31 protein-coding genes are annotated in these 25,172 nt (G+C 69.6%); 13 read left to right on the forward strand and 18 right to left on the reverse strand.

Annotated features, from left to right (window positions below; genetic code table 11):
• Window positions 1-4: 4 nt before the first annotated feature.
• Genes LOZ83_RS10055 through LOZ83_RS10075 form a run of 5 tightly spaced genes read right to left on the reverse strand, consistent with a single transcriptional unit; the run spans window position 5 to window position 4,446 of the window.
• Window positions 5-1,114, reverse strand: a complete 1,110-nt coding sequence (locus LOZ83_RS10055; RefSeq protein WP_236790127.1) for an acyl-CoA reductase — start codon at window positions 1,112-1,114, stop codon at window positions 5-7.
• Window positions 1,111-2,100 carry an acyl-protein synthetase gene (locus LOZ83_RS10060; RefSeq protein WP_236790128.1) on the reverse strand — a complete coding sequence of 330 codons (990 nt, stop codon included), beginning with the start codon at window positions 2,098-2,100 and terminating at the stop codon, window positions 1,111-1,113. The genes LOZ83_RS10055 and LOZ83_RS10060 overlap by 4 nt, the downstream gene beginning before the upstream one ends.
• Window positions 2,097-3,497, reverse strand: coding sequence for an AMP-binding protein (locus LOZ83_RS10065; protein ID WP_236790129.1), 1,401 nt, complete (start codon window positions 3,495-3,497; stop codon window positions 2,097-2,099). Before LOZ83_RS10065 ends, LOZ83_RS10060 begins: the two co-directional genes overlap by 4 nt.
• Window positions 3,498-3,510: 13 nt before the next feature.
• Window positions 3,511-3,744 carry an acyl carrier protein gene (locus tag LOZ83_RS10070; protein WP_236790130.1) on the reverse strand — a complete coding sequence of 78 codons (234 nt, stop codon included), beginning with the start codon at window positions 3,742-3,744 and terminating at the stop codon, window positions 3,511-3,513.
• Between the two features lie 3 nt (window positions 3,745-3,747).
• Window positions 3,748-4,446 (reverse strand): UDP-N-acetylglucosamine acyltransferase, encoded by a 699-nt coding sequence (locus LOZ83_RS10075; protein WP_236790131.1) that lies wholly within the window; start codon window positions 4,444-4,446, stop codon window positions 3,748-3,750.
• 41 nt (window positions 4,447-4,487) lie between these two features.
• Here LOZ83_RS10075 and LOZ83_RS10080 point away from each other — a divergent pair, with 41 nt between their 5' ends.
• Window positions 4,488-5,594, forward strand: coding sequence for a DegT/DnrJ/EryC1/StrS aminotransferase family protein (locus LOZ83_RS10080; protein ID WP_236790132.1), 1,107 nt, complete (start codon window positions 4,488-4,490; stop codon window positions 5,592-5,594).
• On the forward strand, window positions 5,591-6,472 hold the full coding sequence (locus tag LOZ83_RS10085; protein ID WP_236790134.1) for a Gfo/Idh/MocA family protein: 882 nt from the start codon (window positions 5,591-5,593) through the stop codon (window positions 6,470-6,472). The genes LOZ83_RS10080 and LOZ83_RS10085 overlap by 4 nt, the downstream gene beginning before the upstream one ends.
• Here LOZ83_RS10085 and LOZ83_RS10090 read toward each other — a convergent pair.
• Genes LOZ83_RS10090 through LOZ83_RS10105 form a run of 4 tightly spaced genes read right to left on the reverse strand, consistent with a single transcriptional unit; the run spans window position 6,465 to window position 10,270 of the window.
• Window positions 6,465-7,070 (reverse strand): DapH/DapD/GlmU-related protein, encoded by a 606-nt coding sequence (locus tag LOZ83_RS10090; RefSeq protein WP_236790135.1) that lies wholly within the window; start codon window positions 7,068-7,070, stop codon window positions 6,465-6,467. The genes LOZ83_RS10085 and LOZ83_RS10090 overlap by 8 nt on opposite strands.
• Window positions 7,022-8,224 (reverse strand): glycosyltransferase family 4 protein, encoded by a 1,203-nt coding sequence (locus tag LOZ83_RS10095; RefSeq protein ID WP_236790137.1) that lies wholly within the window; start codon window positions 8,222-8,224, stop codon window positions 7,022-7,024. Before LOZ83_RS10095 ends, LOZ83_RS10090 begins: the two co-directional genes overlap by 49 nt.
• Before the next feature lie 5 nt (window positions 8,225-8,229).
• Entirely contained in the window at window positions 8,230-9,159 is a 930-nt protein-coding gene (locus LOZ83_RS10100; protein ID WP_236790138.1) for an NAD-dependent epimerase/dehydratase family protein, read from the reverse strand.
• Window positions 9,152-10,270, reverse strand: a complete 1,119-nt coding sequence (locus LOZ83_RS10105) for a DegT/DnrJ/EryC1/StrS family aminotransferase (protein WP_255823488.1) — start codon at window positions 10,268-10,270, stop codon at window positions 9,152-9,154. The genes LOZ83_RS10100 and LOZ83_RS10105 overlap by 8 nt, the downstream gene beginning before the upstream one ends.
• Window positions 10,271-10,348: 78 nt before the next feature.
• Here LOZ83_RS10105 and lhgO point away from each other — a divergent pair, with 78 nt between their 5' ends.
• Entirely contained in the window at window positions 10,349-11,536 is a 1,188-nt protein-coding gene (lhgO, locus tag LOZ83_RS10110) for an L-2-hydroxyglutarate oxidase (protein WP_236790140.1), read from the forward strand.
• Here lhgO and LOZ83_RS10115 read toward each other — a convergent pair.
• A complete protein-coding gene (locus LOZ83_RS10115) occupies window positions 11,517-12,035 on the reverse strand; it encodes a DUF3558 family protein (protein WP_236790142.1) in 519 nt (172 codons plus the stop codon). The two genes, lhgO and LOZ83_RS10115, sit on opposite strands and share 20 nt — an antisense overlap.
• Before the next feature lie 110 nt (window positions 12,036-12,145).
• On the opposite strand from LOZ83_RS10115, the gene LOZ83_RS10120 reads away from it, so the two are divergent.
• Window positions 12,146-12,898, forward strand: coding sequence for an Asp/Glu/hydantoin racemase (locus LOZ83_RS10120; RefSeq protein ID WP_236790143.1), 753 nt, complete (start codon window positions 12,146-12,148; stop codon window positions 12,896-12,898).
• 61 nt (window positions 12,899-12,959) lie between these two features.
• Window positions 12,960-14,249, forward strand: coding sequence for a serine--tRNA ligase (gene serS, locus LOZ83_RS10125; protein ID WP_236790144.1), 1,290 nt, complete (start codon window positions 12,960-12,962; stop codon window positions 14,247-14,249).
• Here serS and LOZ83_RS10130 read toward each other — a convergent pair.
• Window positions 14,246-14,629 (reverse strand): tautomerase family protein, encoded by a 384-nt coding sequence (locus LOZ83_RS10130; RefSeq protein WP_236790146.1) that lies wholly within the window; start codon window positions 14,627-14,629, stop codon window positions 14,246-14,248. The genes serS and LOZ83_RS10130 overlap by 4 nt on opposite strands.
• Before the next feature lie 121 nt (window positions 14,630-14,750).
• Between LOZ83_RS10130 and LOZ83_RS10135 the strand changes: the two genes are divergently transcribed.
• From LOZ83_RS10135 to LOZ83_RS10145, 3 genes are read left to right on the forward strand one after another with little or no spacing between them, the layout of a single operon-like run.
• Window positions 14,751-15,146 carry a MarR family winged helix-turn-helix transcriptional regulator gene (locus LOZ83_RS10135; protein WP_236790752.1) on the forward strand — a complete coding sequence of 132 codons (396 nt, stop codon included), beginning with the start codon at window positions 14,751-14,753 and terminating at the stop codon, window positions 15,144-15,146.
• A gap of 26 nt (window positions 15,147-15,172) precedes the next feature.
• Window positions 15,173-15,526, forward strand: a complete 354-nt coding sequence (locus LOZ83_RS10140) for a helix-turn-helix domain-containing protein (protein WP_236790148.1) — start codon at window positions 15,173-15,175, stop codon at window positions 15,524-15,526.
• Window positions 15,523-16,017, forward strand: a complete 495-nt coding sequence (locus LOZ83_RS10145) for an SRPBCC domain-containing protein (RefSeq protein ID WP_236790150.1) — start codon at window positions 15,523-15,525, stop codon at window positions 16,015-16,017. The genes LOZ83_RS10140 and LOZ83_RS10145 overlap by 4 nt, the downstream gene beginning before the upstream one ends.
• Here LOZ83_RS10145 and LOZ83_RS10150 read toward each other — a convergent pair.
• The 4 genes from LOZ83_RS10150 to LOZ83_RS10165 are packed head-to-tail and all read right to left on the reverse strand — an operon-like array spanning window position 16,014 to window position 19,224.
• On the reverse strand, window positions 16,014-16,919 hold the full coding sequence (locus tag LOZ83_RS10150) for a haloalkane dehalogenase (RefSeq protein WP_236790152.1): 906 nt from the start codon (window positions 16,917-16,919) through the stop codon (window positions 16,014-16,016). The genes LOZ83_RS10145 and LOZ83_RS10150 overlap by 4 nt on opposite strands.
• 9 nt (window positions 16,920-16,928) lie before the next feature.
• Entirely contained in the window at window positions 16,929-17,381 is a 453-nt protein-coding gene (locus tag LOZ83_RS10155) for a DUF350 domain-containing protein (protein WP_236790154.1), read from the reverse strand.
• Window positions 17,382-17,421: 40 nt separating this feature from the next.
• Complete coding sequence (locus LOZ83_RS10160) at window positions 17,422-18,588, reverse strand: glutathionylspermidine synthase family protein (protein ID WP_236790155.1); 1,167 nt, start codon at window positions 18,586-18,588, stop codon at window positions 17,422-17,424.
• Complete coding sequence (locus LOZ83_RS10165) at window positions 18,589-19,224, reverse strand: hypothetical protein (protein ID WP_236790157.1); 636 nt, start codon at window positions 19,222-19,224, stop codon at window positions 18,589-18,591.
• A gap of 62 nt (window positions 19,225-19,286) precedes the next feature.
• Between LOZ83_RS10165 and LOZ83_RS10170 the strand changes: the two genes are divergently transcribed.
• From LOZ83_RS10170 to LOZ83_RS10180, 3 genes are all read left to right on the forward strand, one after another.
• Window positions 19,287-20,252: a septum formation family protein gene (locus LOZ83_RS10170; protein WP_236790160.1), complete on the forward strand. Its 966-nt coding sequence runs from the start codon at window positions 19,287-19,289 to the stop codon at window positions 20,250-20,252.
• Between the two features lie 4 nt (window positions 20,253-20,256).
• A complete protein-coding gene (locus LOZ83_RS10175; RefSeq protein ID WP_236790163.1) occupies window positions 20,257-20,607 on the forward strand; it encodes a metallopeptidase family protein in 351 nt (116 codons plus the stop codon).
• Window positions 20,608-20,677: 70 nt separating this feature from the next.
• Window positions 20,678-21,094 carry a hypothetical protein gene (locus LOZ83_RS10180; protein WP_236790165.1) on the forward strand — a complete coding sequence of 139 codons (417 nt, stop codon included), beginning with the start codon at window positions 20,678-20,680 and terminating at the stop codon, window positions 21,092-21,094.
• Here the strand turns inward: LOZ83_RS10180 and LOZ83_RS10185 are convergent, their stop codons facing one another.
• From LOZ83_RS10185 to pheA, 3 genes are all read right to left on the reverse strand, one after another.
• Entirely contained in the window at window positions 21,095-21,754 is a 660-nt protein-coding gene (locus tag LOZ83_RS10185) for a DUF4232 domain-containing protein (RefSeq protein WP_236790167.1), read from the reverse strand.
• Between the two features lie 123 nt (window positions 21,755-21,877).
• Window positions 21,878-22,483: a histidine phosphatase family protein gene (locus tag LOZ83_RS10190; RefSeq protein ID WP_236790168.1), complete on the reverse strand. Its 606-nt coding sequence runs from the start codon at window positions 22,481-22,483 to the stop codon at window positions 21,878-21,880.
• Window positions 22,480-23,391: a prephenate dehydratase gene (gene pheA, locus LOZ83_RS10195; protein ID WP_236790169.1), complete on the reverse strand. Its 912-nt coding sequence runs from the start codon at window positions 23,389-23,391 to the stop codon at window positions 22,480-22,482. Before pheA ends, LOZ83_RS10190 begins: the two co-directional genes overlap by 4 nt.
• Before the next feature lie 96 nt (window positions 23,392-23,487).
• Between pheA and LOZ83_RS10200 the strand changes: the two genes are divergently transcribed.
• Both LOZ83_RS10200 and coaA read left to right on the forward strand, forming a co-directional pair.
• Window positions 23,488-24,099 (forward strand): macro domain-containing protein, encoded by a 612-nt coding sequence (locus LOZ83_RS10200; protein WP_236790170.1) that lies wholly within the window; start codon window positions 23,488-23,490, stop codon window positions 24,097-24,099.
• 102 nt (window positions 24,100-24,201) lie between these two features.
• Window positions 24,202-25,134 (forward strand): type I pantothenate kinase, encoded by a 933-nt coding sequence (gene coaA / locus LOZ83_RS10205; RefSeq protein WP_236790171.1) that lies wholly within the window; start codon window positions 24,202-24,204, stop codon window positions 25,132-25,134.
• The last annotated feature ends 38 nt before the right edge of the window (window positions 25,135-25,172 follow it).

The following is a 25,172-nucleotide window of genomic DNA, read 5'->3' on the forward strand; positions in this document are numbered from 1 at the left end:
GGCCTCAGACTGTGACGGTGATCAGTTTCGTGAACTCGGTAAGCAGATGGTAGCCGTCCCAAACTGGGAAGAACCTGAGCGCCGATCCAAACGGGACGACCCGGTCCACCCCGGACCGCTTCGCGAAATCGATCAGTTCCGCCTGCTCGAAGCCGAAATGTGTGACTGTCTGGTCCTTTCGCCGCACCTTCGGCACGAGTTCGGCGAGCGACGAGACCCGGGAATGTGTGAAAACCCCCACACCAAGCCATTCCCGCAGCACATCCGTCGATTCGAGACTGGTCACCGCGTCGCTGTCGAACGAGATCCGGGCGACCCGGCCGTCCGCCGCGGCGCCGTAGGTCGAGACGCGGTTCTGCACGGCCATCGCGGGTTCGGTGACATGCCCTTTCTCTTGCGTGACGGCGACCAGCAATGCCCGGAACTCCGCGGAAACATCCTGGTCACCGACCCAGAACACGCCTCGCGGCGAGGAACACGCGGCCTGGTCGAACCAGTACGCGTCAGTGAAGAACGCTTCGACCGCCGACCGCCGTTCCCGCGCGGAAGCGCGCTGCCAAGCGGTAACGGAAATGATCGCGAACGAAGAACGGTCGGGAAACGTCAGGTCACGAGCATGTGGCTGGAGAGGGAATTTTCGTAGTGCTCGCACGGAATCATCGCCACCCCACAGCACGCGCAGATCGGCGGCGGCCGAAAGCTCGGCGGTCAACTCGTCGTCGCGGTCGTAGGTGATCATTCGCTGCGTCCGCGTGATCACGGGTTCGTCCAGCTCTTGCCAGACGTCCAGGATCGCCCGCGCGGCCGCGCCCGCGCGCGGGGAAATGCGCACGACATTGATGTTCCCGGCCAGCGCGGACAGCGCCCACGAATACACGAACACGGTGTCCACATTGGCCGGCGGCACATGGAACACCACGCCGCGCGGCTGCCGCAGGCCGTCCAAACGCGACAGTTCCCGCTCGATTTCCGCGCGTCGCAAGAAGAATCCCAGCGACGCCAGCTCCGGAAATCGGCGCCCGAGTGTGAGCAGCCGCCGCCCGAAACGGTCCAGGAACGCCACGACCCGCTCGTCACCCACGTCCAGCCGCGGGGCGCCGAGGTCGAGGTTCATGCCGCGACGGTATCCGAACAGCCGCGGACCTCGGCTTTCGGCAGCCGGCCCAATACGGTGAACCGCTTCCCGGGCCAGTCGCCGTCGTCGATGCCGTGGCACACACCGAGATCCTCGGTCAGCAGGACATGCCCGGGATACGACCGCGGCAGCGTGCTGACCACCTCGATCACCCCCGGGACGCCGACGGGCTGTTCGGCCCAGGTGCGCGGATCCCGGATCACCACGTCCGCGAAGTCCGGGCAGTACAGGCCGTCGCCGGACGGACCTTCGACGAACACGGTGCCGATCTGCTCGACCATCCCGTAGTAGTTGTGGATCCGCCGCAGCCCGGTGTCCTCGGCGAAGCGCCGCCGGAACTCCGCGTTGTCGACGGCCCGGTCGGCGAGCTTCTTCCAGCCGCCGGAGTGGATCAGGATACCGTTCGACAGGTCCAGCCCGTGCTCGCGCGCGAGCACGTACAGGTACTGCCAGACCAGGAAGGTGAACCCGAAGACCAGGAACGGTTCGCCACCGTGCGTGTCCAGAAACCGTTGCAGCGCGGCAAGATCGGGCTGCTCGGACTCGTCGAGCAGATACACGTGCTTGCGTCCGAAGTTCGCCATCCCCAGCACGCCGGCACCGCGCGCGGACGACGAGCGCACGATGCTCTTCCGGTCCACCACGAGCATCGGCAGCCGCGACGGCCCGAGCACCCGCTGCAACGTCGCCGAGAGCTGCCTCGTCTGCGCCGCCGCGGCCGCCTTGTCGAGAAAGATCCTCGACGGCGCGCCGGTGGTGCCCGAAGACGTCAGCACCCGGAACACCTCGCTGTCCGGGATACTCTTCAACTCGTGCGTCTTGAACAGCCGCACAGGCAGCCAGGGCAGGTCCGCCACCTCGGCGAACGTGTCGCCCGCGCCGAGCGCGGCCAGGATCCGGTCGTACTCGGCGCACCGCTCGCGGTGATACGCGGTCAGCTCGGCGAGTTCCGGCACCAGGCTCATATCAGCTCCGTCAGCGCCTGATAGTCGATCTTCCCGCTGGCCAGCAGCGGCACCACGTCGATCGACCGGACGTCGAAACCCGAGGCGTGCAGGTGCAGCCGTTCACCGAGCGCTCGCGAGGCCTGCTTGCAGACGTCCGCGGCGACGCCCTCGGCGAACAGCACGACCTTGTCGTCGGCAGGGACCGCGGCGACGATCTCGATGCCCAGTTCGGTCGTGCGGGCCGCCTGCTCCAGGTCGTCGAGGTTGAGCCGGTTGCCGAACACCTTGCCGATGCGCTTGAGCCGGCCGGTGACGAACAGGAACCCGTCCTCGTCGAGATAGCCGAGGTCCCCGGTCGGCAGCACCCCGCCGAGTTCGTCGTCGAGCGCGAGCCCGGCCGCGTCCTCGGCGTAGCCCATCATCACGTTGGGGCCGCGGTAGACGACCTCGCCGGTGATCTTCGGATGCGTGGTCTCGGTGCCGTCGCCCAGCTGGATGCCGAACTGCCCGCCGGGGATCGCGGGTCCGACGGAATCCGGTTTGTGCGCCAGCATTTCCGCCGGCATCGTCGCCATCCGCGGCGACGCCTCGGTCTGCCCGTACATCACGTACAACCCGCCGCCCGCGGCCCGCATCCGCGCGTCGAACTCCGTGACCAGCTCGGGCCGCAGCCGCCCGCCCGCCTGCGTGAGCGTGCGCAGCCGCGGGTAGCGCGACGGGTCGAAATCCAGGCGCCGCAACATCTCGTAGTGGTACGGCACCGCGGCGATGGACGTGCAGCCCGTGTCGGACACCGCGTCCCAGAACGGGCGGCCGAGGATGCCGGACGGTTCGATCGCGATCGCCGCGCCGCGCGCGAGATGCGAGTTCAGCACCGACATCCCGTAGCTGTAGTGCGGCGGCAGGCTCGTCGGCGCCACGTCGTCCGGTCCGAGGCCGAGGACCTCCGCGATCGCGTGCGCGTTGGCCAGGATCGCGTGCCGGGACAGCCGGGCGAAGTGCGGGGCGCCGGTCGAACCACTCGTGGCCAGCAGGACCGCGAGGTCGGGATGCGGCGCCACCCCGTCCGGCGACGTACGCACCCAGTTCCCGTCGTCGTCGGCGCGGTAGCCGGGCGGCGGCAAGGCGTCCGGCGCGGCGAGCACCGCGCCGGGCCGGAACCGGGCGATCAGCTTGCCCAGCGACTCGGCGCTCAGCGCGGGGTCGATGAGCGCGACCGCGCGGGCCGCTTCGAACGCGCCGAGATACCGCAGCACGCCGGGCAGATCGATCGGCACGCGCGCGAACAGCACGCCTTCCGGCAACGCGGAAAACGCCTCGGCGGCCCGGGCCACCTCGCCCACCAGCTCGTCGTGCCCGAGCGTGCGGCCGGAGGCCACGTCGACGAGCCGGGCGCCGTCACCGATGAGCGTCACTCCGATCGCCTCCTCAACCGCGCAGCTGCCGCACCAGGTCCAGCGCCACCTTGAAGCTCGAGAGATCGAGCACCTGGTCGGTGTCCAGCTGGACGTCGAACTCGTCCTCGATGGCGGCGACGAGCGTCATGTGCCCGACCGAGTCCCACTCCTCGATGCCGCGGTACTCGAGCGTCTCGACGTCCGCGTCCTCGCCGAGGTCCAGCGCCGCCACGAACACGGCCCGCAGGCGCTGTTCGATCTCCACGTTTCAGTCCTTCCGGTCTTCCCAGGCTCGCACCAAAGTAGAGAGCCCGGCAGGCAGCGTGCACATCAGCCCATCGGGTGGAAGTCGCGTTTTGCCCTTGAGCCACGGTTCCAGCTGATCAATCGTGTCCTGGTCGAGGCCCAGCCGGGTCAGCCCGACCACGTTCAGGCCGGCGACCCGGGCGGGGTTGCCGACCGCGATCGTGAACGCGCCGACCTCACGGCGGACGGCCGCGCCCATGCCCACCATGGCGCCCGGTCCGACCCGCACATGTTGATGGACGGTTACGCCCATCCCGAGGTTGGCTCGCGACCAGATCCGGACATGCCCGCCCAGCACGACATTGGAGGCCAAGGTCACCGCGTCCCCGATGAGGCAGTCGTGCGCGACATGACTTCCTCGCAGGTAGTAGCCGTCATCGCCGAGTACCGTCGGCCGCCGCGTGCCCTGGTGCACGCTCGCGTACTCCCGGATCCGGTTCCGGTTCCCGATGCGCACCCCCGCGCCCGCGGGCTCGTCGTCCCACGCCGGATGCGGGCCGTCGCGGTCCTCCGCCGGGGTGCCGATGGTCACGTGCGGGCCGATCCAGTTGCCGTCGCCGATGGCCGCCGGCCCGGTGATGACCGTGTACGGCCCGATCACGTTGCCGGTCCCGAGCTCGACACCCGGCCCCAGCACCGCGGTCGGGTGGATGCGATTCATGGGCAGCCACCCTACCCACAGGCCGAAAGAGGATGACCCGCATGATTCCCCTCACCGTGGTCGACGTCCGCGACGCCGAGTCGCTCGTGATCGACGTGCTGCGCTCGGGTGGTCTCGCCCAGGGGCCGATGGTCAAGCGGTTCGAGGACGCGTTCGCCCGCGTCGCCGGCACCGCGCACGCGATCGCGGTGAACAGCGGGACGACCGCGCTGGTGGCGTCGCTGCAGGCGCTGGGTCTGCGGCCGGGGGACGAGGTGATCACGTCGCCGTTCACGTTCGTGGCCACGCTGAACGCGATCCTCCAGTCGGGCGCGACGGTCCGGTTCGCCGATGTGGCGCGGGCGGACTTCGCGCTCGACCCCGACTCGGTGGCGGAGCTGCTCGGCCCGCGGACCAAGGTGCTGCTGCCGGTGCACCTGTACGGGCAGATGGCGGACATGGGCAAGCTCGCGCCGCTGGCGGCCGAGCACGGGCTGCACGTGGTCGAGGACGCCGCCCAGTCGGTCGGCGCGACTTTCCAGGGACAATCGGCCGGATCGTACGGTTTGGGCTGTTTTTCCTTGTACGCCACCAAGAACGTCACCACCGCCGAAGGCGGGGTGATCACCACCGACGACGACGAGCTGGCGGACCGGCTGCGCTTGTTGCGCAACCAGGGCATGCGCGCGCGGTACGCGTACGAGGCGGCCGGCTACAACTACCGGATGTCGGAGCTGCACGCGGCGGTCGGCATCCCGCAGCTGACGAAGCTCGACGAGCTGGTCGCCGCCCGGCAGCGCAACGCGCGGCAGCTGTCCACCGGGCTCGCCGGCACGCCCGGGCTCGCGGTGCCGGTCGTGCTGCCGGGGCGTTCGCATGTCTGGCACCAGTACACCGTGCTGATCGGGCCGCACGCGATGCTCTCGCGCGAGGAGCTGGCCGCGGAGCTGACGGAACGCGGGATCGGCACCGGCGTGTACTACCCGAAGCTCGTGTTCGACCACGACTGTTTCCGCGGCCATCCACAGATCCCGGCGGTGCGCCCGGAGGACTTCCCGGTGGCGCACACCCTGTGCCGGCAAGCGCTTTCCCTGCCCGTGCACCCGGCGCTGACCGAGTCCGATGTGGACACCATCGTCCGCGAGGTCCGAGAGGCGCTCGGCGCATGAGACTGGCTTTGGTGGGCACCGGCGTGATGGGCCGGTTGCACGCGCGGACGATCGCCGGGAACGAGTGGGCTTCGCTGGCGCGGGTGATCGAGCCGCGGGCCACGGCCGGGCTCGCGTGCGCGGCCGAATTCGGCGCGGACTGGGCACCTTCGCTCGATTCACTGTCCGATGTGGACGCCGTGGTGCTCGCGTCGGCGACCGAGTCGCATCACGAGCTGGCACTCGAAGTTCTCAAGCAGGGCAAGCCTTTGCTCGTCGAGAAGCCGGTCGCGGACGAACTCGGCGCGGCCGAGGAGATCGTCCAGCTGGCGGAAAATCTGGACGTTCCGGTGATGTGCGGGTTCATCGAGCGGTTCAACCCGGCGGTGCTGGCCGCGGCGCGCCTCGTCGACGAGCCCGTGCACCTGATCGCGCAACGGCACGGGCCGTACGCGCCGCGGATCCGGACGGGCGTCGCATGGGATCTGCTGGTGCACGACGTCGATCTCGCCATCCGGTTCCTCGGTGAGCCGGCGCGGGTCGCGTCGACGGCCGGGTACTTCCATCCGCGCTCGGCCGCGGGCGCGGAAGACGCCGTGGACGCGACCCTGTCGTGCCGCACCGGGATGGCCATGGTCTCGGCTTCCCGTCTGGCGCAACGGAAAGTGCGCACGGTGACGATCACCGAGCTGGACCGGGTGATCGAGCTGGACCTGCTGCGCCGCGAGGTCGTGGTGGTCCGGGAGTCAGGGCCGGAGGCGTATCCGGTCGTGGACAGGGAACCGCTCGCGGCTCAGCTCGACCATTTCCTCGACCTGGCCGCGGGCAGGATCGACGCGGCCGCCGAGCGCGCGTCGATCCTGCCCGCGCACCGCGTCATCGCGCGGGTGCTCAGCTGAAGTCGCCCGCCGGGGAGCCCCACGGGGTGATCGTGGCCTCCCGGCGGCGCTTGTTCTCCGCGCGCACCCGCTCGGCCTCGGTCTTGATGTACTCCTCGTCGTAGCGCTGGAACACCCGCGCCGGGTTGCCCGCGACGAGACAGCGCTCGGGAACATCCTTGGCCACCACGGAATTCGGCTGCACGGTCACGAAATCGCCGATCGTGACCCCCGGCATGACCACCACGTGCCCGCCGATGAAACAGCCCTTGCCGATCGAGACCGGCGTGCGCTCGATGAGATCGCTGCCGGAATGGTTCTCCAGCATCATGTTCGCCAGCCAGCTGGAATGGGTGAACACGAGCGCGCCGACGCCGATGCTGGTGTGCTCGCCGATCATCAGCCCGCCGCTCGCGTCGAGCACGGCGTCCTCGCCGATCCAGCAGTGCTCGCCGAGCCGCAGATGCTCCGGGCTGATGATCTTCGCCCGGTCGCGGATCCTGGTGCTGGCGGGCAAACCGAGGAAGCGGGCGCGTTCGGCGTCGTTGAGGTACTGGCCGACCAGATCGGTCAGGATCTGCGGCCGTAGCCGGTTGCTGCGCTCGTCGTCGAAGAACACGCTGCCTCCAGTAATCGCAGATGATGCTTGGCCACGACGTCGAGTGCGAAGTGCTCGCGCACCAGCGCACTCTGCCGCCGGGCGAGGTCCGCCCGCCACGCCGGATCGTCCAGCAGCCCGATGACGGCCTCCGCGACGGCGGCCGGATCATCCGGCGGGACAAGGAGAATGTTGTCGCCGTTGCGCAGGTCCACACCCGGGTAGTTGTCGGCGGCGGCCGACGCGATGGTCGCCGTGCCGGACAGCATCGCCTCCAGCGACGCCGTTCCGCAGCCGCCGTTGAGGTCGTGCGTGACGATGTCGGCCGCGGCGAAGTACGACGGGACTTCGGCGCGGGGCACCGCGCCCCGGACGACGATCGCGTCCCGAACGCCGAGTTCCTCGGCCCGGTGCAGGAATTCGTCGTGGTACACGCGCCCGACGACGGTCACCTTCGTCTCGGGATGCTTCGCGAGGATCGACGGCAACGCCTCGACGAGCGGCAACCGGTTCCGCAGCGGGATCACATGCCCGAGCGACACGATCGACGGGTTTTCCCTTGCCCCGGCATGGATTTCCGCGCGGTCGAAGAACTCCGTGTCGATCGGGATCGGCAGATGCGTCGAGTTCGCCGCGGTCGTGCCGTAGCGGCGGGCGCAGTAGTCGGCGCCGAGCTTGTCCAGCAGGATGTAGTGCGGGTCGATACGGCGCAGCATCGGCTTCACCAGCGCGGCGTCGAGCAGCCGGAAAACCGAGCGGTACCAAGGGTTTTCGCTGATGAGCAGGGTGTGGACGGTCAGCAGGCACGGCACCCCGAGCCGCCGCGCGTACCGGCCCGCGAGCCACGACAGGTCGAAGAACTGGCCGTGCAGGTGCAGCGCGTCAGGCTGGAACTCGTGCAGCAGCCGGCAGATCCGCCGCCGGTTTCCCGGCACGAGCGCCGTGAAGCTGAGATCGAAGTCGATCGACAGGCCCAGCTTCGGCATCTTCGCCGCGGGCAGCCGGATGATCCGGTACCCGTCGCGCTCCTCCTCCGCCGGCGCCTGCCCGTATTCCGCGGTCAGCACCAGCACGTCGTGCCCGGCCTGGGCGTACTTCGCCGCGAGCGCCGCGGCCATGTGCGCGCTCCCGCCCACGCGCGGCGGAAAGAAGTTGTTGACGACGGCGATGCGCATGCCGCTCAGCCGTAGGACTCGACTAGTTCGCGCATGCCTTGTTCGACCGGGATGGTCGGCGCCCAGCCGAGGATTTCCCGGGCCCGGTCGATGTTGGCGGCTCGCCGCGAGACCAGCACCTCGCGCGGGTTGAACTCGGGCTCGACGTCGGCGCCGACCGCGTCGGTGAGGATCTTCGCCAGGGTGGCGATCGACGTGTCGATGCCGGTGCCGATGTTGACCGGCAGGTTCGCCCGCGGCGATTCCAGTGCCCGCACAACGGCTTTCGCGAGATCCGTGACGTGCACGAAGTCCATCGACTGCTCGCCGCGGCCGTCGATCACCGGCGGTTTGCCCGCGCGCAGCCGCTGGATGAAGTGGTTGATCACCGACGTGTAGTAGGCCTCGATCTTCTGCCCCGGCCCGTACACGTTGAAGAACCGCAGCGCCAGCCAGGACAGCCCGTGCCGGCGTTCGTAGAAGCCGAGCAGATCCTCGCCCGCGCGCTTGCTGATGCAGTACGGGGTCAGCGGGCGCAACGGGTCGTCCTCGTGCATCGGCAACCGGTCCGGCTCGCCGTACACCGACGCCGAGGACGCGAACACCAGCCGCTGCACGCCTTCCGCGGCCGCGGCGGCGAACACGTTGTGGTTGCCGGTCATGTTGATGTCGATCGACTCGTGCGGGTCCGCGACGGACTTGTTGATCGACACCGTGGCGAAGTGGATCACATGCGTGCAACCGCGGATCGCCTCGCGCACCGCGCCGCCGTAGCGCACATCGGCCTCGATCAGCTCGACCCGGCCGGTCGCGACGAACTCGTCGACGCGGGCCCGGTCCCCGCGGGTCATGTTGTCGAAGATCCGCACCGAGTAGCCGCTCTCGAGCAGCAGCGGAATCGTGTGCGCGGCGATGAACCCCGCGCCCCCGGTGAAGAAAACCTTGCGGTCAGGCATCAACAGCTCCTCGAACGGCGTCGATCACTCGGTCTGCCTGCTCCTCGGTGAGCTCGGCGTGCATGGGGATGGCAAGGTGCCGGCGGAACGCGTCCGCGGACACGGGCAGCGGGCGCTGCCGGCCGTAGACGGGCTGCAGGTGCGAGGCGTAGGTGCCGAACGTGCAGCCGATCCCCCGCGCACGCAGCCCCGCCAGCACGCGGCCGCGGTCCAGTTCGGGCGCGAGCAGCAGAAGGTAGCTCTGCCAGGGATGTTCGCGATCCGGCAGCTCGGCCGGCACCTCGACCGCGTCGAGCTCCCGGAACGCCTCGGTGTACCGCTTGGCGACCGACCGCCGGGCGGCGAGCAGGCTCGGCAACCGGTCGAGCTGGGCGCCCAGGATCGCGGCCTGCACGTCGGAGAGCCGGAAGTTGTAGCCCAGCTCGTCGAACACCGGCACGTCCTCGCCGCGCCCGAACGCCGGCGCGACGCCGTACGAATGCGTCTTGCGGGCGCGCTCGATCAGCACCGCGTTGTCCGAGACGAGCGCGCCACCCTCGCCGGCGGTGATGCCTTTGCGGCCGTGGAAGGAAAAGGCCGCCAGGTCGGCGAGGCTGCCGGCGGGCCGGGTGCGGTAGGTCGCGCCGGCCGCGCACGCCGCGTCCTCGAACAGCCAGAGCCCGTGCCGGTCGGCGATCGCGCGGTACGCGTCGAAATCGCCCGGCTGCCCGGCGAGGTCCACGACGAGGATGCCGACCGTGCGGGGGCCGATCGCGGCCTCGATCGCCGCCGGGTCCGCGCAGAACGAGTCGGGCCGCACGTCGGCGAACACCGGCGTGGCACCGGACTGCAGCACGGCGTGCCCGGTGGCCGGAAAGGTGTAGTCCGCGACGACGACCTCGTCGCCGGGGCCCACGCCGAGTGCCCGCAGCCCCAGGAAGAGCGCGGAACCGCAGTTGCTCGTCGCGAGTGCGTGCGCGGTGCCGGTGAGGTTCGCGAACCGCGCCTCGAACCGCCGGCAGGTGGGACCGGCGCCGGCCAGCCAGCCCGAGGCGAACACCGCGGCGACGGCGGCGAGTTCGGGTTCGCCGACCGTCGGCCGGCCCAGCGGAATCGTCGGCGGAATTGTCAAGGGGGACTCCTTCACCTCGCGCGGAGTCTAAGCAGCAAACCCCCTCACTCGATCAGGCGAACCCGTACTCTGGGCCTCGTGGCACAGCGAGTGATCGTGATCGGCGGCGGGATCCTGGGTCTGGCGGTGGCCTGGGAACTGACCCAGCGGGGTGGCAACGTGACCGTGCTGGAGAAGGAAAATACCTGGGCGGCACACCAGACCGGACACAATTCCAATGTCGTGCACGCCGGTCTCTACTACAAGCCGGGTTCGGCCAAGGCGCGGATGTCCGTCGCGGGCAACAAGTCCATTGTGGACTTCGCGCGGGTGAACGGGGTCGGCGTCGAGGTGTGCGGCAAGCTGGTCGTCGCCACCACCGAGGCCGAACTGCCGGCGCTCGGCGTGCTCGCCCAGCGGGCCGAGGCGAACGGCGTCCCGGCGAAGCTGATCTCCGGCGAGGAGGCGCGCGAGTACGAGCCGGAGGTCTCGTGCGTCAAGGCGCTACGGGTCGAGTCCACCGGCATCATCGACTTCCCCGGCGTGTGCGCGGCTCTCGTCCGGCTGCTCGAAGACAAGGGCGCCGAGCTGCGGCTCGGCACGCCCGCGCTCGGCATCCGGCCCGGCCGCACGGGCGGCGTCGAGGTCGCCACCGGTCGCGAGGTGCTGCGGGCCGACGCGCTGGTGAACTGCGCGGGCCTGCAGTCCGACCGGGTCGCGGAACTGGCCGGGGTCACCCCGAGCGCCCGGATCGTCCCGTTCCGCGGTGAGTACTACGAGCTGCGCCCGGACCGGCGGCATCTCGTGCGCGGGCTCATCTACCCCGTGCCGGACCCGACGCTGCCCTTCCTCGGCGTGCACCTGACCCGGATGCTCGACGGCAGTGTGCACGCGGGCCCGAACGCCGTGCTCGCCCTGCATCGCGAGGGCTACCGCTGGCGCGACATCTCCCCGGCCGACATCGCCGACGTCGCCCGCTTCGCCGGCACCTGGCGGCTCGCCCGGAAGTACGCCTTCCCGACCGGGCTCGACGAGGTGCTGCGCTCCCTGTCCAAACGCCGGTTCGCCGAGAGTCTCGCCCGGCTCGTCCCGGCCGTCGGGCCGGACGACCTCGTGCGCGCGGGTTCAGGCGTGCGCGCGCAGGCGCTGCTGCCTGACGGCTCGCTCGTCGACGACTTCCTGATCGAGACCGCCCCCAACCAGGTGCACGTGCTCAACGCGCCTTCCCCGGCGGCGACGAGCGCGCTGGAGATCGCGAAGCACGTGGCTAACTCGGTATCCGCTTAGCGACGATCGGCGCGGCCTTGCGCGCGGTGTCGCACGCCTTGGCCTCGTCGGTCATGTTCTGGCTGGCCAGCGCGATGAACGAGCGGTCGGACAGGGTGACGGCGAGGTTGCACATCGAGTCGCCGAAGACACCCGGGTAGTTGTCCCAGGTGAGCCCGCCGAGCTGCTCCTGCGCGGTCGGCGCGTCGGAGAAGTACTCCCGCACGTTCAGGTCGGTCGCGTAGCTGATCTGCAGCTCGTCGTCGAACTCGGAGATGGGGTTCGTCGACCGCCACTCGCAGCTCGGCGGCACCCGCGCGCTCTTGTCCTCGGGCCGCGGCGTGCCGGGCGCCTGCAACCCCAGCTGCACGGCCTCGTCGCTGGTCAGCAGCGAGCAGGGATCGGTGGACGCCGTGGGCGCCACGGTCACCCGGCGCGGGTCGGGCTGCGGCATCCCGGTCACCGCGCTGGTACAGCCCGCGACCAGCAAGGCGGCCGCGACCACCAGCAGTCTGCGCACGCTTCCCCCTCGAAACCTTTAACGGCCTGGTTACACACGCCGCCTTCTGTTTTCGCACGTAGAACCTACCGTCCCGAGTGGAGTCGCATGGGTGAGAAGGGAAAATTCCGATGACCATCAGTCCCTTCGAGATCACCCTGCCCGCGCAGACCGGCGTCGGCGTGGTCGCGCCGTTCGACTTCGCCCTCGACCGCGAGCTGTGGCGCTGGGTGCCGGACCAGGTGTGCCTGCACACGACCCGGTTGCCATACCTGCCCGAGCCGGTCACGGTGCAGCTGGCCGAAGCGCTGAGCGACCCGCACGGTGTCCGCCGCGCGACCCGCGACGTGCTCGTACCCGAACCGCTTGTCGTCGCCTACGCCTGCACCTCCGGCAGCTTCGTCGGTGGCGCGGCCGGTGAGGCGGCGCTGGTCGCGGGCATGCTCGACGCGGGCGCGCCCGCCGCGGTCACCACGTCCGGAGCGCTGATCCGCGCGTGCACCCGCCTCGGCGTCCGGCGGCTCGCGGTGATCACGCCGTATGTGGACGACGTGACCGACCGGCTGCTGGCTTTCCTGGCGGAGTACGGCATCGGCACCACCGCGAGCGTCGGTCTCGGCATGCTCGGCGACATCTGGAAAATGCCGTACTCGGCGGTCCTCGGCGCGGTCGCGGGCCTGGACGTGACGGGCGCCGACGCGCTGTTCGTCAGCTGCACCAACGTGCCCACCTACGATCTGGTCGCCCCGCTGGAAAGACGGCTCGGCATTCCCGTGCTGACCGCCAATCAGGTCACTCTGTGGGCCGCGCTGGAGGATGCCGGCGCGGCCCTGTCGCATTCCAGTGCCCTGACGGCACCGCTCGCGGTGTCCGAGGTCGCCTGAAACTCGCTGGTCGCCGCGACTACCCTGGGTGCATCAAACCCGGCTCGTACCTGGAGTACTGATGCACGACCCTCGCCTGCTGCTCGATCCCGGGACGGACGCGGCCGCCAAGCTGCGCCGCCGCGGGTACGTGCTCGACACCGACCGACTGGCCAAGCTGGTCAGCCGGCGCTCCGAGGTCATCAGCCAGGGCGACCAGGCGCGGGCGCAGTCGAAGAAGTCGGCGGCGGAGGTGCAAGCCGCCGCGCGCCGGGGCGAGGACATCACCGAGCTGCGGGAGCAGGCGCGCCTGCTGAAGGTCCGCATCGGTGAGCTGGAGGAGGAGCAGCGTTCGGTCGAGGCGGAGCTGAACGAGTTCCTGCTGGCGATCCCGAACCTCCCGCTCGACGAGCTGCCCGACGGCGCCACCGAGGAGTTCGCCGAAGAGGTCCGCCGCTGGGGCACGGTCCCGGAGTTCGACTTCGAACCGCTCGACCACGTCGATCTGGGCGAGCGGGCGGGTTTCCTGGACCTGCAGCGCGCGACGAAGCTGTCCGGCCCGCGGTTCGCGGTGTTCAAGGGCGCGGGCGCGCGGCTGGAGCGGGCGCTGGCCACGTTCTTCCTCGACGTGCACACCCAGGAGCAGGGCTACACCGAGTTCTCGCTGCCGGCGCTGGTGACCCGGCAGGCGATGACCGGCACCGGCCAGCTGCCGAAGTTCGAGGAGGACCTGTTCCGCACCGCAGTCGCCGACCGGGAGCTGTTCCTGATCCCGACCGCCGAGGTGCCGCTGGTCAACCTGCACGCGGGCGAGATCCTGAGCCTCGAGGACCTGCCGCTGCGCTACACCGCGCACACCCAGTGCTTCCGCTCGGAGGCCGGGTCGTACGGCCGCGACACGCGCGGGCTGATCCGGCAGCACCAGTTCTCGAAGGTGGAACTGGTGCAGCTCGTCGACGCGGAGAAGTCGCGGGAGGCGCTGGAGGAAATCCTCACGCACGCCGAGGAAACCCTGCAGAAGCTCGGCCTCGCGTACCGCGTGATCAAGCTGCCGGCCGGGGACATCGGGTTCTCGGCGCAGATCACGTTCGACATCGAGGTGTGGCTGCCCAGCCAGCAGACCTACCGCGAGATCTCCAGCGCGTCGGACACGGGCCAGTTCCAGACCCGTCGCGCGGGCATTCGCGGGAAGGCCAAGGACGGCAAGCGCGGTGCGGTCGCGGCGCTGAACGCCTCGGGTCTGCCGATCGGGCGGACGCTCGTCGCGCTCGTCGAACAGTGCCAGCAGCCCGACGGCTCGATCCGGATTCCCGAAGCCTTGGTGCCGTACACCGGTTTCGCCATGATCAACGCGGACGGCAGCACCAGCTAGCTGGCCACTACGCCGCCGACGCCGGTGTGCTCCATCGGTGTGCCGACCAGCTCGACGGCCACACCGGCGCGGACGCGTTCGCCGAACACCGCGACCACCGCGTCGGTGACCCCGGAGATCAGCCGGGCCACCATCTCCTGCGCGTTCGGCAGGCTGAAGGCCGCCTCGTTGATCCCGAACGTGACACTCGGCGACGGTTTCCCGGCGGGCTTGCCGCCGATGCCCCACCGGTTCGCGGGCAGGCCGATCAGGTGCACCACCGCGATCTCTCGCGCCCAATCCCCATACACAGCAACGACCGCGTCGGTCAGTGCCGCGATCAGCTCGGTCTCGCGGCCCGCGAGGTCGTCTTCGAGCGCGTGCACGGTCAGGTGGGGCATGCCGACTCCTTTATGATGAGTTTGATCGCAAATCATCTTTGCTTACAAAGCTAATTGAGGAGGCCGGCGAGTGTCAACGCCTGATCCCACGGACGACGCCGTCCGCGAACTGCTGCTACTGATGCCGCGACTGGTGGGCCGGGGCAAACGCCTGCCACTGCCCGAGCAGCTCCAGTCGTTCGACCTCGCCCCGAGGCACCTGTCCCTGTTTTCCCTGCTGCTCCTCGACGGCCCGCAGACCGTGTCGGAGCTGGCCGGAAAACTCGGCGTCGCTCCGACCACGGTCAGCCTGATCGTCAGCGACCTGAGCCGGAAAGGCGTGCTGGTCCGGCGCGAGGACGAGGCGGATCGGCGGCGCCGGATCATCGACATCAGCACCGAAAGCCGGCCGGCCATCTCCCAGTGGCTATCACCCGGCGCGCAAGCGTGGCAGCAAGTCCTCAGGCCATTGACGGCCGCGCAACGGCGGATGTTCGTCGACACCCTGCTCGCCTACGAAGCCGTACTTGCGCGCTGACCTGCTCGCCACTAACGTACAACCATGTGGTTGTAAGTCAGCTCAGTGACGACGAGGTGGACCGGGTCTTCCACGGTCTCGCGGACGCGACCCGCCGGGACATCGTCGTGCAGGTGTTGCGGCAGGAGCAGTCGATCTCCGCGCTCGCCCGCCGGTACGACATGAGTTTCGCGGCGGTGCAGAAGCATGTCGCGGTACTCGAACGGGCCTCGCTCGTCGTCAAGGAACGGCGCGGAAGGGAGCAGCTCGTGCACGGCAACCCTGACGTGCTGCACGAGGCCGGCCGCCTGCTGGAGGCCTACGAGCAGATCTGGCGCCACCGTGTCCGCGCCATCGAGGACATCCTGTCCGAGGATCGCGAGAAGGGGAAAAAGAAATGACCGTGATCAGCAGCCAGAAGAACACCGAAGCACTGACCCTGACATTCGTCGCGGAGTTCGACTCGCCGGTCGAGAGCGTGTGGCAGGTCTGGGCGAATCCGCGCAAGCTCGAGCGCTGGTGGGGCCCGCCCACCTACCCCGCGACCTTCGACGAGCACGATCTCACCGTCAGCGCCCGGTCGCGGTACTACATGACGGGCCCGGACGGCGGGAAGTCGCACGGCTGGTGGCAGATCACCGCCGTCGAACCGCCGCACCGTCTGGAGTTCGACGAGGGCTTCGCCGACGAACACGGCGAACCGTCGACCAGCATGCCGAACTCGCACTTCGTGGTCACCCTCGAAGCGGCCGGGTCCGGCACCCGGATGACGACCGTCGCCAACTTCGCCACTGCCGACGACCTCGAGAAACTGGTCGGCATGGGCATGCAGGAAGGCATGCGGCTCGCCATGGGCCAGATCGACGGCGTGCTCAGCAGCACCACCGTCTAGCCGCGGACGAAGTCCGCCACGATCCGGCCGAGCTCCTCGCCCGCGTCCTCCTGCAGGAAGTGCCCGGCGCCGGCCACGGTGGGATGGTCCAGACCTGCGGCGCCCTTGATGGCGCGCCGCAGGATCGGGGCCATCCCACCGGTGATCGGGTCACCGTCGGAGAAGGCGCACAGGAACGGTATGTCCATAGTGGACAGTGCGCCCCAGGCCGCCCGGTTGGCGTCGCTCGCCGGATCGTCCGGCCGGGTCGGCACCAGGCCCGGCATCGCGCGCGGGCCCGCCTTGTACATCTCGTTCGGGAACGGCGCGTCGTAAGCGGCACGGACCTCTTCGGACAGGCCGGTCCGGCAGCCGGATCCGACGAGCCGGCCGATGTCGAGCACCGACGCGTTCTGCACCACCTCGCGGAACTCGTGCCACACCGCCGGCATGTCCAGATCACCCGTGGGCAGCCCGGTGTTCGCCGCCACGACGCGGTCGAACCGGTCCGGATGCTCGGCGACCAAGCGCAGGCCGATCAGCCCGCCCCAGTCCTGGCCGACGAGCGTGACCCCGCGCAGATCCAGCGCGTCGAACGCGAACGCGCGCATCCACTCGACATGCCGGGCGTACGTGTGGTCGACGATCTCGGCGGGCTTGTCCGACCGGCCGAAGCCGACGAGATCCGGGGCGATCGCGCGCAACCCGGCGCCGGCGAGCACGGGCAGCATCTTGCGGTAGAGGAACGACCAGCTGGGCTCACCGTGCAGCAGGAGCACCACCGGCCCGTCCGGTGGACCCGCTTCGGTATAGGCGACTCTGACGATGCCGTCCGTCGGGTTGTCGATGTCCGCGTACAGGGCTGGGTAGTCGAAGTCGGGCAGATCGCTGAACCGGTCGTCTGGTGTCCTCAGTAGGCGCACACACCAACTCTAGGAGATGGCGACCGCCACCACGAGGCCCAGTGCGACGTGCGCGGCCGCGACGACGACGCTGACCGGCTGGAACTTCTCCTGCTCGATCGTCTTGCCGACGTCGATCCGGGTGGCCCATTCGAGCAGCCGCACCGCGATGACCTGCACGATGATTCCGAGCAGGCCGTAGATCAGCGCGGTGATCAGCCCGGCGGTGAGATCACTGGCCGAGTTGAAGATCGCGACGACGATGATGAACGCCATCGACAGCAGCCCCGACGCGGTGACGATCACGGCGTTGGGCAGGCCGCGGTGCACGAGCGCGGACAGCTTGCCCGGCGTGGTCCAGTCGATCGCGTAGAAACCGGCGAACATCAGCAGCAGGCCGACGATCCCGTAGAGCAGGATCGCTCCGACCCCGTGCACGAGGTCGGAGCCGAACGTCGCGGGCAGCGCGCGGATGGTGGTCACTGAGTCTCCAGGTTCCGGTTCGGGTGTCGCGGGGTGTTTATCACGATTCCGGGATGCGATGGGGGACAAAAGCGGCACCGTCGTCGGTGACCAGCCCCGCCGTCTCGCGAATGCCCAGGCCGGCCGCGCTGTCGCCGACGATCCACGCGCCCAGCGCCGGGCGGAACCCGTCGAACTCCGGCAGCGGGTCGAACGCCTGGTACACATAGCCTTCGTGGCCGTAGACGCCGGGCGTCTCGGTCTCGTACCCGGGCGCCACGATCGACACGTTCGCGCCCTCACGGCCCAGCTTCGGCTTGCGCACGTACTCGGTCAGCAGGCCGGGGTCGTCGGCGAACGCGGGCAGCAGGTTGGGGTGCCCCGGGTAGTTCTCCCACAGCACCGCGAGCAGCGTCTTGTTGGACAGCAACATCTTCCACAGCGGCTCGACCCACAGGGTGCGCGGCAGCGACTCGACGGCGTGGCGGCCGAACTCCTCGTCCACCACCCATTCCCACGGGTACAGCTTGACCACGGTGTTCATCGGGGCCTCTTCGAGGTCGACGAACCGCTTGAGCACCGGGTCCCAGCCGATCTCCTCGATCGCGAGACCGACGGTGTCCAGGCCACCCTCGGCGGCGGTCTCCTGGAGGTAGCTGGTCGTGATGTGGTCCTCGCCCGTCGGGTCGGCACTGGACCAGGTGAAGTACAGCTCGTTGTCCGGCAGCTGGCCGCGGATCTCCTGCCACCGCTCGACGAGCTTCTCGTGCACCGAGTTCCACTGGTCGTCGTCGGGAAAGACCTCGGTCTTCCAATGCCACTGCAGGACCGACGCCTCCAGCAGCGACGTGGGCGTGTCCGCGTTGTACTCCAGCAGCTTCGCCGGGCCGCTGCCGTCGTAGCGCAGGTCGAAGCGGCCGTAGACATGCGGATCGCGGCGCTTCCACGACTCGGCGATATGCGGCCAGACCCACTCCGGGATGCCGAACTGCGCGTACCGCTCGGTCAGCACGACGTTCTCGACGGCCTCCAGGCACATCGAATGCAGCAGCTCGACGTCGGCTTCGAGGGAGAGCACCTCGTCCATCTCGAACACGTAGTGCACCGACTCGTCCCAGTACGGCCTGTCCTGGCCGCTGCCGTAGCGCGCGGGGGTACCGAACACCAGGCCCTGTTCTTCGACGATGCGCTGCCAGTCCCGCCGCGGGGCGCTGGTTGCCCTCCGCACCTACGACCCCCCGGACTTTCCGGTGCCGCCAGTACCACCGGTACCGCCCGTGCTGCTCTTGCCGCTGATGCCGAAGCCGCCGCGCTGCACGGTCTTGCCCGCGTTCGTCTTGACCGTGGTGTTGCCGGACGGAGCGGTGTACGTGCCACCCGCGACGTGCGTGCCGACCGCGCCGGTGCCGCCGTAGTTGTAGCGATACTGACCGCCGCCGAGGGCCAGCGGGAGGATCCACAGGCCGCTACCCGAGTCGTAGTGCCCGCCCTGGCTGGTGATGTAGGAGTCGTCACAGTACTGGTCCGGCTGGACGGTGCCGTTCGCGTCGGTGCAAACCGCGCTGACCTGGTTCGGGGTGCCGACGATGTACCACGCGGCGACCACGCCGACGAGCCCGACCGTGACGCCGCTGCCGATCATGACCTTGCGCCGGGTGGCGGCCTTGCGCTCGGCGACCTCGCGCGCCTGCGCTTCCGTCGCCTCGCGTTCCTCTTCCTCGGCCAGCGCCTTTCTCCGCGCGCGCTGCTCAGCCAGGGTCGGCTCACGCGGCGTCGTCGACTCGGCGTCCTGGTACCGCATCGAGCCGTGCGCGGGGGGCTGCTCGGAAGGCTGGTGATCTTCCGGCGGAATTTCTTCGGTCATCGAGGCACACACTAGCCACCCGAGGGTCGTCGTGTGGGCGAGACGCGGGCATTATTGACCCGATGCTCGGACACGGCTTGGCAACGAACACGGTGCGCACCCGGCTCGTCATGGTGGGTGTGTTCATCGGCGCTATCGCAGCCCTGTCTCTGAGCGTGGCTTTCTCCTGGGGAGACACGGTCACCGGGGGCGGGAAGGTCGAAGAGTCGCCCGAGGCGAAAGCCGCGTTCCACGCGAATGCCGGAAGCTGCGTGAACTGGGTGAAGCCCGACGTCTCCGACATCCACGTCGTGCCGTGCGCGCAGCCGCACCTGTACGAGGTGACCGGTGTGGTGAACATCGCCGACAAGTACCCGGCAGGGGTACCGGAACCCGGGATCGACGAATGGCGCGATCTCGCGATGGCTCGCTGTGCCGACGGCGCGCAGCAGTACCTGGGCAAGCAGCTGGACCCGTACGGCAAGTTCGCGGTGAGCGCGCTCCGGCCCGGGGCCGACGAGTGGACCGGTGGCGACCGGGACATGAGGTGCGTCCTGCAATGGGCCGCGCCCGGCGGGGCGCTGCAGCCGGTGACCGGCAACGCGGCCAACCAGTCGCAGGCACCGGTGTGGGAGCCGGGAACCTGCCTGGCGCTCGCGGGCAAGACGGTCGGCAACCCGATCGACTGCGCCCAGCCGCACGCGTACGAGATCGTCGCGACCGTCGATCTGAAGAAGCAGTTCAAGGACGCCTACCCGTCGCAGAAGGACCAGGCGGCATGGCTGGACACCGAATGCAACAACGATGTCCAGTCGTACGCGGGCGGGGTCGATCTCGACGCGGAGCACCTGATCCTGACCTGGGACCTGCGTGAGCAGGAAAGCTGGGACGCCGGGTCGTCGCTGGTCAACTGCAAGGTCGCGGCGAAGCTGCCGGACAACTCCGGGCTGGCGCCGGTGACGGGCAGCGTCAAGCAGCAGGCACAGGACGCGCCGCCCGCGCAGCCGCCGGGCTCGCCCGGTGCGCCGCCTCCCCCGGGCGGCGGGTGAGCCGATGCCGGTGGAGATGTCCGCCGCCCGGTTCGAAGAGCTCGTCGCCGACGCTCTTGACGCGGTGCCCGCCCAGTTCGCCGAGGCGATGGACAACGTCGTCGTGCTGGTCGAGGAGCACAACTCCGAAGCGCCCGGGATTCTCGGGCTGTACCACGGGATCGCGCTGACCGAGCGGACGTCGAGCTACGGTGGCGTGCTCCCGGACCGGATCTCGATCTACCGCAGGCCGATCCTGGCCATGTGCCAGACCGAGGACCAGGTGGTCACCGAGGTGCTGATCACGGTGGTGCACGAGATCGCCCACCATTTCGGCATCGACGACGCCCGCCTGCACGAACTCGGCTGGGGCTAGCGACACCCGCGGTGGATAACGGACCGGCCGCGAAGCTGGCTCCGTGCCGGTCCGGATGCTGGAATATCGCATGCGGACCGACGAGGGCAACGTCGCACCGGACGAGCCGGTCGCGTCCCGGCGTCCGCTGGTGTTCGCCGGGGCCGTCGGTTTCCTGCTCGGGCTACTCGTGATGGGCCTGCTCTGGGCGGGCGCCAGCAGCGGCAGCGGCGCGACCGAGGACGCCAGAGCCGCCTGTGGCGCCCTCGATCGCGCGGGTGCGCTGCCCGCCGGGTTCGTCAGCCAGGCGGCGCTCGCGCCCGGGGTGATCCAGCACATCACCGCCGCCCGGGATCTGTCCGCCGCGGCGGCCGCGCAGAACTCCGCCTACGAGGACCTCGCCGACCACCTCGACGGCGTCAGCCGCATGGTGATCAGCCTCAACTTCGCCGACCCGTCCGGGCGCAGGCACCTGACCCTGGCCCACCAGCTGTGCGGCCGGTTGTGACTATTGCGCGTTGCTGCCCTTGACGATCGTCTTCACGGTCAGCTGGTCACCCGGGATGTTCGGGTTCGCGCAGCCCGTGCCGGCCAGGTCGATGAACATCGACGCCGTTTCCTGCGGCGGGTAGATCCGCAGGCCACGCACCGCCTGCGGCTGGCAGGTCACCGTGTCGAAGTTCTGCACGTTGACGAAGCCGAGCGCGGCCGACGCCGTGTCGCCCTTGTTCAGGCTGATCACCGCGCCCTTGTCCCCGACCCGCACGGCGGGCTGCCCGACCTGATGGCCGTCCGCGCCCGCGACGTACGAAACGCCGGGGAACCCCTGGATGGTGCACGGGTGGTCACTGGTGTTGGTGAAGATCAGCGACCGGTGGACCGTCCCGGCGCCGGCATCGCTCTGACCGAACGAAAGCTTGAGATCAGCGGCCTTGCACAGCCCGTTGTCACCGGACGACGCGGGCGGCGGGGCCGTCTGCGAGCCGGGGGTGACCGAGCCGGGGCTGCTGGGCGCCGGGGTGTCCGTCGACGCGCTGGACGACGGCGCCGGGGCCGAGGTACTGGGCTCGGGCTGGGCACCGTTCGAGCCGCCGCACCCGGCGACGGCGAACGCCACCGCGACCGCACTCGCGGCCAGCCCCACCTGTGAAATCCTCGCTCGCGCCATGATGTTCTTCCCTCCCTATGCCGTTGTGAGCACTACCCGGAGGACGCGTATGCACGCACTCGGTTGTGTGGTCCATGCCAATCCGTTACCAAGAGACTCCGGACATGGTGAACCTGCCACAACTCACATCTCGGCGCCCGCCCAAGTGAGGCAGTGCCAGCCCTCGGGCGACGATTCCAGCTCGACGATGCCGGTGTTCGGGATGAGCCCCTGGTCGGCCAGTTCGGGCCGGACGTTGTCGGAAAGCCATTCGGCCGCCAGCCGGATCACGCCGCCGTGGCTGATCAGCGCGATCGCCGGGTCGTCCAGGTGCTTGGCGCGCAACTCGCCGATCGCGGCCAGGTACCGCTCGCGCACCTGCTCACCGCTTTCGCCGCCGGGCATCGCGACGCTGAGGTCGCCCCGGGTCCACGGGCGCACCGTCCCGGCGTAGGCCCGCAGCGCCGCCATGTCGCCGCGGCCTTCGAGATCACCGACGCTGACCTCGTGCACGCCGTCGATCACCTGGACCTCGTGGGTCAGCGCGGCCGCGAGCGGTCCGGCGGTCTGCTGGGCACGGGTCGCGCGGGAGGCGTAGACGGCCGCGATCGGCTCGCCCGACAGCTTGTCCGCAAGCGCTTGCGCCTGCTGCCGCCCCAGCTCGGTGAGCGCCGGCCCCGGGAGCGCGGTGTCCAGGATCTTGCGCACGTTCGCGGTGCTCTCCGCGTGCCGGATCAGGTACAGCTTCACGCCTGTTCTCCTCTGCGCACCGCCGCGACCCAGTCCGCGGCGTCGACGAAATCTTCGTTGCCCGCGGCCGGCTGGATCGTCGCGCGTACCCCGTCCGCCCGCGGGTGCGAGCCGAGGAACCGGACGTTGCGGCAGCGGCGGCGCAACCCGGCGAGCGCGTCGCCGATCCGAGGCTCCGCGACGTGCCCCTCGAAGTCAATGAAGAACCGGTATTCGCCATAGTTCCGGGCGGGGCGGGCGTCGAGCCGGGTCAGGTTGATACCGCGATCGGCCAGTTCGGTGAGCAACTCGGCGAGCGCGCCCGTCCGGTTGGCCGCGGCCGCGACGACGGAGGTGCGGTCGGCGCCGGTCGGTTCGGGCAACGGGTGCTGTGGCTTCCGGACGAGGAGGAATCGGGTGCGCGCGTCCCGCACGTCGGCGACCTCGGTGGCACGGACCTCCAGCGGGTAGTGCTGGACCGCGACCGGCGCGGTCACCGCCGCGTCGAACTCGCCGGCCTGCACCGCGACCGCGGCGGCGGCCGTCGAAGACGTCGCGATGGGCCGCGCGCCGGGCAGGTTGGTCTCGACCCACAGCCGCACCTGCGCGAGCGCGTGCGGGTGGCTGGCGACCGTGCGGATCTCCTCGGTGCCGGGCCGGGTCAGCACGCTGAAATGCACTGGTAGCAACGCTTCCGCGCACGCGATCAGCGGTTCGGCGTCGGCGAGCCCGTCGAGGGTGGCCGGTACGACCCCTTCGACCGAGTTCTCCACCGGCACGCACGCGCCGTCGGTTTCTCCCTTGCGCACCGCGGCGAGCGCCAAGTGGATCGTCTCGAAGGGAATGAGCTCGTCGTCGCCGGTGGCGAGCGACCGGGCGGCTTGTTCGGTGAAGGTCCCGACTGGTCCAAAATATGCGATCCTTGCCACCCGCCCAGGTTACGCAGCTGGCAGAACACTGGTCTGTTCAGGCGTTGGCAAGATCGGATGGTTACGCCGGGTGGCTTTTTTTGGCATGGTGTACCCGTGACCGCCGATTCGGGCACGCACACCACCCATAAGGGCACCGAGGATCAGATCTCACCTTCTACCCCTTCTCTGGTGTTGTGCGCCCTCGACGAGCCCTTGGTCCGCGCGTGGCAGTCCGTCGTGGACCGGATCAGAGGTGCCGTGCGCGTGCATCACGGCTCGGTGCTGGACATCGCGGCGCAGGCCGTGGTGAGCCCCGCCAACTCCTACGGCTGGATGCGCGGCGGCATCGACGCGATCTACGCGCGGGCGTTCCCCGAGGTCGAGCAGAACGTGCGCAGCGCGATCCTCGCCTACCACGGTGGTGAGCTGCCGATCGGCGAGTCGGTGATCGTGCCCACCGGGGAGCCGTCGCCGGCGTGGCTGATCAGCTCCCCCACGATGCGCGAGCCGGGCGAGCGGTTGCCCGAAGACACCGTGCACCCGTATCTCGCGGCGCGCGGCGTGTTCCTGCGATGGCGCGACGGCCGGCTCGAACACGGCGCCGACGTGCGCACGGTGGTCGACACCATCGCGATGCCCGGCCTCGGCACCGGCGTCGGCGGCGTCAGCCCGGAGACCTGCGCCCGCCAGGTCGCGGCCGCCTGGACCGAGGTCTTCGGGCGTTGACCGTGCACTAACTCACAGCCCGTTCGCACGCTGGACGACCTACCGTAAGAGGAGCGTTACGCGGGCAACGGCGCCAGCCCACGGCGGGCAAGGAGTGAGGGAATGTCACGGGTTCGTGAGCTCAGCCCCTACGTCGAACTACACCGGGACCAGTGGCGCGAGCTGCGGAGAAACACCCCCCTGCCACTGACCGCCGACGAACTGCTGGAGCTGCGCGGGCTCGGCGAACAAGTGGACCTGAACGAGGTCGCCGAGGTCTACCTCCCCCTGTCGCGCCTGATCAACCTCCAGGTCGCGGCCCGGCAGCGGCTGTACGAGGCGACGACCACCTTCCTCGGCGAGGACAGCCGGGGCACCAAGGTCCCGTTCGTGATCGGCATCGCCGGCAGTGTCGCGGTCGGCAAGTCGACCACCGCGCGGCTGCTGCGCACGCTGCTCGCCCGCTGGCCCGATCACCCGAGCGTCGACCTCGTCACCACCGATGGCTTCCTCTACCCGGCGGCGGAGCTGACCCGGCGCGGCATCATGCACCGCAAGGGTTTCCCGGAGAGCTACGACCGGCGCGCGCTGCTGCGCTTCGTCGCGGAGGTGAAGTCCGGCGCCGAGGAGATCAGCGCCCCCGTCTACTCGCACCTGGCCTACGACATCGTGCCGGGCGTGGAGCAGATCGTGAAGCAGCCGGACATCCTGATCATCGAGGGGCTGAACGTGCTGCAGCCCGGCCCCCGCCTGATGGTCTCGGACCTGTTCGACTTCTCCATCTACGTCGACGCGCACACCGGGGACATCGAGCACTGGTACGTCGAACGGTTCCTCAAACTGCGCCAGACGGCGTTCGCGGACCCCGCCTCGCACTTCCACCACTACGCGGGCTTGCCCGACGACGAGGCCCGCACGGAAGCCCGGCATCTGTGGCACAGCATCAACGAGCCGAACCTGATCGAGAACATCCGGCCGACCCGGCCGCGTGCCACGCTTGTGCTCCGTAAGGACGCAGACCATTCCATCAACCGCGTGCGCCTGCGCAAGCTGTAGGCACCGGGCTCGGCCGAACGGCTGATGTTGTCACCTGG

The organism is Amycolatopsis sp. GM8 (assembly GCF_021653975.1).
Classification (GTDB): domain Bacteria; phylum Actinomycetota; class Actinomycetes; order Mycobacteriales; family Pseudonocardiaceae; genus Amycolatopsis_E.

What these genes read in the sequence shown, in the direction of transcription:
- LOZ83_RS10130 (WP_236790146.1), bottom strand. Translation starts at nt 14,629, where the DNA reads ATGCCCCACCTGACCGTGCACGCGCTCGAAGACGACCTCGCGGGCCGC.
- LOZ83_RS10185 (WP_236790167.1), bottom strand. Translation starts at nt 21,754, where the DNA reads ATGGCGCGAGCGAGGATTTCACAGGTGGGGCTGGCCGCGAGTGCGGTC.
- LOZ83_RS10175 (WP_236790163.1), top strand. Translation starts at nt 20,257, where the DNA reads ATGCCGGTGGAGATGTCCGCCGCCCGGTTCGAAGAGCTCGTCGCCGAC.
- LOZ83_RS10145 (WP_236790150.1), top strand. Translation starts at nt 15,523, where the DNA reads ATGACCGTGATCAGCAGCCAGAAGAACACCGAAGCACTGACCCTGACA.
- LOZ83_RS10085 (WP_236790134.1), top strand. Translation starts at nt 5,591, where the DNA reads ATGAGACTGGCTTTGGTGGGCACCGGCGTGATGGGCCGGTTGCACGCG.
- coaA (WP_236790171.1), top strand. Translation starts at nt 24,202, where the DNA reads ATGTCACGGGTTCGTGAGCTCAGCCCCTACGTCGAACTACACCGGGAC.
- LOZ83_RS10055 (WP_236790127.1), bottom strand. Translation starts at nt 1,114, where the DNA reads ATGAACCTCGACCTCGGCGCCCCGCGGCTGGACGTGGGTGACGAGCGG.
- LOZ83_RS10170 (WP_236790160.1), top strand. Translation starts at nt 19,287, where the DNA reads ATGCTCGGACACGGCTTGGCAACGAACACGGTGCGCACCCGGCTCGTC.
- serS (WP_236790144.1), top strand. Translation starts at nt 12,960, where the DNA reads ATGCACGACCCTCGCCTGCTGCTCGATCCCGGGACGGACGCGGCCGCC.
- LOZ83_RS10095 (WP_236790137.1), bottom strand. Translation starts at nt 8,224, where the DNA reads ATGCGCATCGCCGTCGTCAACAACTTCTTTCCGCCGCGCGTGGGCGGG.
- LOZ83_RS10165 (WP_236790157.1), bottom strand. Translation starts at nt 19,224, where the DNA reads ATGACCGAAGAAATTCCGCCGGAAGATCACCAGCCTTCCGAGCAGCCC.
- LOZ83_RS10120 (WP_236790143.1), top strand. Translation starts at nt 12,146, where the DNA reads ATGACCATCAGTCCCTTCGAGATCACCCTGCCCGCGCAGACCGGCGTC.
- LOZ83_RS10080 (WP_236790132.1), top strand. Translation starts at nt 4,488, where the DNA reads ATGATTCCCCTCACCGTGGTCGACGTCCGCGACGCCGAGTCGCTCGTG.
- LOZ83_RS10135 (WP_236790752.1), top strand. Translation starts at nt 14,751, where the DNA reads ATGCCGCGACTGGTGGGCCGGGGCAAACGCCTGCCACTGCCCGAGCAG.
- LOZ83_RS10075 (WP_236790131.1), bottom strand. Translation starts at nt 4,446, where the DNA reads ATGAATCGCATCCACCCGACCGCGGTGCTGGGGCCGGGTGTCGAGCTC.
- LOZ83_RS10060 (WP_236790128.1), bottom strand. Translation starts at nt 2,100, where the DNA reads ATGAGCCTGGTGCCGGAACTCGCCGAGCTGACCGCGTATCACCGCGAG.
- LOZ83_RS10100 (WP_236790138.1), bottom strand. Translation starts at nt 9,159, where the DNA reads ATGCCTGACCGCAAGGTTTTCTTCACCGGGGGCGCGGGGTTCATCGCC.
- LOZ83_RS10180 (WP_236790165.1), top strand. Translation starts at nt 20,678, where the DNA reads ATGCGGACCGACGAGGGCAACGTCGCACCGGACGAGCCGGTCGCGTCC.